This window comes from Finegoldia sp., assembly GCF_046991905.1.
Lineage (GTDB): Bacteria > Bacillota > Clostridia > Tissierellales > Peptoniphilaceae > Finegoldia.
In genome coordinates, this window is sequence record NZ_JBKWZF010000086.1 from 1 (window position 1) to 5,063 (window position 5,063).

Genomic DNA, 5,063 nt, shown 5'->3' on the forward strand with positions numbered 1-5,063 from the left:
CCATTAGGAAGTTTATTAATAAAATCCATACAATTTGCAAGGGTAGCTGCCTTGATAACTTCTTCATCGCTGGCATCTTTTTTACCTATACGAATATTTTCTAATATAGATGAGTTAAATAAAGTAACATCTTGAAAAACAATAGATATTTTCTTAAATAAAGAATCTGTGGAAATGTTTTTTATATCCTTTCCATCTATTAAAATTTGACCTTTATCATAATCATATAATCTTGATATTAATCTTAATATACTTGTCTTTCCAGAGCCAGAAGCTCCAACTAGAGCCGTTACCTCTCCCTGTTTCGCAGTAAAGCTAATGTCCTTTAAAACCTGATTATCATCATAAGAAAAAGCTACATTTTTAAAGACTATATCAAACATATTCAGTTCTACATCTTTACCCTCTTGAATTTTTGTTTCCTTAATCTCCCTAATCCTTTCAACACTTGGATCTATAGAGAACACTTCTAATAATCCTTCTTTTGATAAATCGAAAATATCTTTTATCTTTATGGCAGACATTAAATACCCTAAGAGATATAAAATGTCAATCTCCCCAGATAGAATAAGGCTAATACCAACATAACTAACTACTGCTATACTTACGAAAGAAAACATAGTAGATAAACCTAATGTTATAATAGAACTCTCTTCCACTTTTAAATGTATTTTTTCACTTTCATCCATCTGTTTATAAAGTGATGTCTTCACTTCATCAGATAAGTTGAAACTATTTATTTCTTGTTGAAGTTCAATAGTTTCTTGGAATTTTTCTGAGTTTTCTCTAAGTACCTTGTGATATTTCTTGTTTCCTTTTACCTGCGACTTTTTAGCAATAGGTATTAGTATAAAACTTAAAATAGTTGGGATCATTACTGCTAGCCCCATCTTAAAATTGCCTATCATTAACATAATTCCAATTAGTGGAAAAAATAAAACCATTCCTCCTACTTTAGGTATTGAATGACTCATAGCGTGTTCTACTTTTTCCACATCTGCCATAATCGTTTGAGATATATCTGATAAATTATGTTTTGAAAAGTAGGATAGGGGAAGTTTTGATAGAGTTTCAGCAATATCTATTCTTAAATTAGCACTCTCTTCATAAGTTGTAGTATAAAGATCATCATATTCTTTGGATAACAAAACATACATTATTACTAATGTAACAACAGAAACTCCAAAATATAAATAAGGGCTTTTAACATTTTTCAAAAGAAGCTCATCTGTTAACATCATTAAAATAAAGGCAGGAACCATATTAATACAGTAAACCAAGAAACTCGATATAGTAGATTTAGTGAGATCTTTAGCTCCTTTATCAGTCAGACAAAAGCGTTTTTTATAAAATTTCCTCATCTTTAACCCTCCATTGATTTGCACTGTCATAAAGCTCTAATAATTCCTTATATTTTCCACCTTTTGAAATAAGTTCTTGATCACAGCCTCTTTCAATTATTTCTCCATTCTCTAAAACTAAAATTTCATCAACAGAACGAATACTACTCATCCTATGGGCAATCATAATAACTGTTTTATCTTTCATAAGGTTTTTAAAGGCCTTTTGAAGCTCATACTCATTGTCTGGATCAATAGAAGCACTAGCTTCATCCATAATTACAATTTTAGATTTCTTGAGCATGGCTCTCGCAATAGCAATTCTCTGTTTTTCTCCTCCTGATAAATAGACTCCTTTTGAGCCGATCATGGTATTCTCCCTTTCAGGAAACTTATTTAAAATAACATTACAACCTGCAAGTTCCATAGCCTTCATAACTTCTTCCCTACTTGCCTTTCTATTAGCAAGAGCAACATTTTCGTAAATAGATGTCTTAAAAAGTTTGCTATCCTGAAAAACAAAAGAAATTGTGTTTATTAGAGCATCCTTACTATAAGATTCTAGGGGTCTCTCTCCAATCTTTATACTACCACTATCTACTTTGTAAAATCCAGATAATAGCTTTACAATAGTCGATTTACCTGAACCTGAATGTCCAACTAATGCATATTTTTTTCCCTCTTGTAATTTAAATGATAAGTTTTCTAATACCTTATTTCCATTGTAGCCGAATGTTACATTATCAAACTCTATATTATAGTTTTTGAAATCACTAATCTCTCCATAATTTAATTTATCTTCATTCATTTTTTTATATAAGTCTTCTAAAGTATCTACAGCATACCTAGCGTTAAAGATGTTCATACTAGCCCACATAATTTTCATAAATGAAACCATCATTACTCCACTTAAAAACAAAATCATGAATAGTTCAACAATAAGCAAATTAGCATTATTAACTTTATTTATGGTAAAAACTAAAGGGATAGACAAAATTGCAATAATTCCAAAAAATATCCATTGATATAGTACATAAGGTTTTTTAGAACTAATTGAGTAATCAAGAGCATACTTAGAATAATCCTTAATCGCCTTATAAAGAGTTTTAAAAGACTCTACAGTAGCTCCGAATATTTTAACAACTTGCATGCCTCTGACATATTCAACTGTTTCACCACTTAAAATTTCTAAGGATTTTTGGTAGTATTCCATGAACTCTCCTCCACCCATCATGTTCTTTAAAATAAGAGCCCCTACTATTGTTAGTATAAGAATAACTATTCCCACTCTACTACTAATAGAAAAGGCAAATATTAAAGATAAGACTGGAATTAAAAAAGCTTGTGAATTATCTGGTATCATATGTGCTACTGCCGTATGAGTTTTAGCTGCATTATCATCAATAGTTTTTCTTATAATTCCAGATGGATTTAAGTCATAAAAACGAAAACTTGCTCCTGTAAGTCCATCTATCCCTTTCTTTCTCAAATTAGTTTCTAAACGAAATCCGAGCTTATGGGAAAATAAACCTGATAGTAAATATACCAAAGCTCCCAACGTCAAACTCAAAACAGTTTGAATAGACATTGCTCTAGCAACTAATAAATCCTCCTCAACAATTGAACTTCTTAAAAATTTATACAACAATGAATATCCGTACACCATCAGAAACGCAGATAGTGCTGATAAGAAAACTGCTATATATCCATTATGTTTTCCCTCAGGCACATAGGAAAAAAGCCTTTTGTAAATTTTCATATTTACCCCCTTAATAATATTTTGATAAATTTCAAATAAAAAATACGACTTACTTGATAACTTTTATCATAAGTATATTGTAAAATATTTTCGTTTGTTTTACAATATATATAGGTTTATATGTCTAAACGTGTTATTGGAGGTTTGTATGGAAAATTTTGAAAGTTTAATAAATGCTTATGTTTCATCGGAATTAAAAGACGAGAATTATTTTCATCCTCTAGGGAGGTATTATATAGCTAATACGAAATTATATAATGGTTATTACTGGTATTACGAAAGTAGCGACTTTATAATAGACATTCATAATCTTTTCATAAAAGAAGATTTTGTAGAAGATGGCGTTGAATCAATGCAAAATTATGTTACATTAATTTCCAATTTTGTAATGTCTGGAAACGGAGAATGGTTTAATCCCTATCAGTCAATTGAACCTTTTTCTATGTTTGTTATGGATCCAAGCGACAAAAAGAATAGATATCTTATACATAAAAATTCTAGATTGTGTCTTGTAGGTGTAAAATTTAAAAAAAGTTTTTTAGAAAAATACTATCCACCATATTCTTACTCAAATAATGTAGATGATTTAAAAGATATGTTTTTTCAATCTAAAAATTCAATTATTAATCCAATAAGTAAGATTGCTAAAGATATTTTGACTTGTAAACTTGAAGATACTGAAGCTAAACTTTTCTTTGAGGAAAAGGTAAAAGAGTGGTTTTATATAACTGTTGAGGCTAGTGAAGATTCGAAAAATTTTAAGCCTCTTTCAACCGAAGATGAAAAACTTATTGAGAATGTAGAAAGATATATTAGCGATCATTATTCTAACAACATACCTCAATCACTTCTAGAAAAAATCGCTTGTATGAGTGGAACAAAGTTAAAGGAAAGTTTTAAGAAAAAAAACAATTTGAGTATTACAGAATTTACCCAAAGAAAAAGAATGAATATAGCAGAACAATTATTAGTAACCACTGATCTTGAAATAAGACATATAGCTAAAACTGTTGGGTATACTTCAGCTAGCCGATTTAGCAAACTTTACAAAAGATATAAGGGAGTTTATCCTAATGAGGTTAAAATTATGATTAATTTAAATAAATAAATCTAAACCATATTCCTAAAAAGAGGACTAAGACGCCTCAATATGTCTAGTCCTCTTTTTAGAATTTTTAATACTATTAATTAACAATATAAATTTATATCTCATTGAAAATCATAGTGTAAAATATCTTGTGTAAACGTAAAGTTGTTCCTTGGATAGAAAAAGAGGATCCAATCTTGTAAGATTAAGTTAACACAACTAAATCACATGAATATTGGAGAACCTCATAACAAATTTTAACAAAGAATTGATTGAAGTGCTAGCCCAAGGAGTAGATGTTACAGAAATATTTCGCTGTCAACCGGAAGATGCGATGAATCTTCTTCTAGAAACAGAAAAAAACGTTTTTTAGGATTTGAGCCCTGTGATACCAGTGAATACAACTCTGAGAATTCTAGAAATAGCTACTACACTAGAACCCTTAAAGGCAAATATGGTATATTACATCTTAAGATGCCTATGGATAGGAAGGGGCTCTTTTCTCAAAAACCCCTATCTTTTTATGAACTAAGTAAACTGCTAAATAAAACATAAGGAAAGCGCCAAAGCAAAAATTTTTCATCCAATATATGGGATTAAGGTACAAAGCATGTAGCATTATCTAGTTAGGTACAATTTACTTAGTTTCACAAGAGGTTACACAATTTATTTAACACTACCTTGAAAACTCTATGCCTTAATAATTTTAAAGTGTAATACTGAACAATTATTAGTTAACTATAATAAAACAATTAAATTATCTTCTTATTAATGTGAATATTTTTTATAATTTCATTAAGATATCAAGTTAGACATATCTTATTTTTTCTAAATCCAATACACGATTGCAAATTAAACTTGCAAATTCAAAATCATG

At 29.4% G+C, this 5,063-nt stretch carries 4 protein-coding genes; 2 read left to right on the forward strand and 2 right to left on the reverse strand.

All coding sequences use genetic code 11. The features are described from left to right. Together ACLUJM_RS12690 and ACLUJM_RS12695 are read right to left on the reverse strand one after the other, a co-directional pair. A partial coding sequence (locus tag ACLUJM_RS12690) for an ABC transporter ATP-binding protein (RefSeq protein WP_412412968.1) occupies positions 1–1,361 on the reverse strand: 1,361 nt, incomplete at its 3' end. After that, complete coding sequence (locus tag ACLUJM_RS12695; protein WP_412412969.1) at positions 1,345–3,099, reverse strand: ABC transporter ATP-binding protein; 1,755 nt, start codon at positions 3,097–3,099, stop codon at positions 1,345–1,347. The genes ACLUJM_RS12695 and ACLUJM_RS12690, both read right to left, overlap by 17 nt. 148 nt (positions 3,100–3,247) lie before the next feature. Between ACLUJM_RS12695 and ACLUJM_RS12700 the strand changes: the two genes are divergently transcribed. Further along, positions 3,248–4,207, forward strand: coding sequence for a helix-turn-helix transcriptional regulator (locus ACLUJM_RS12700; protein ID WP_412412970.1), 960 nt, complete (start codon positions 3,248–3,250; stop codon positions 4,205–4,207). A 294-nt stretch (positions 4,208–4,501) separates the two neighbouring features. Further along, the gene (locus ACLUJM_RS12705; RefSeq protein WP_412412971.1) at positions 4,502–4,741 is read left to right on the forward strand and encodes a transposase; all 240 of its coding nucleotides are present in this window, start codon (positions 4,502–4,504) and stop codon (positions 4,739–4,741) included. The last annotated feature ends 322 nt before the right edge of the window (positions 4,742–5,063 follow it).

Excerpts from the sequence above, each read along its gene's own strand:
- ACLUJM_RS12695 (WP_412412969.1), bottom strand. The coding sequence starts at position 3,099 with ATGAAAATTTACAAAAGGCTTTTTTCCTATGTGCCTGAGGGAAAACAT.
- ACLUJM_RS12700 (WP_412412970.1), top strand. The coding sequence starts at position 3,248 with ATGGAAAATTTTGAAAGTTTAATAAATGCTTATGTTTCATCGGAATTA.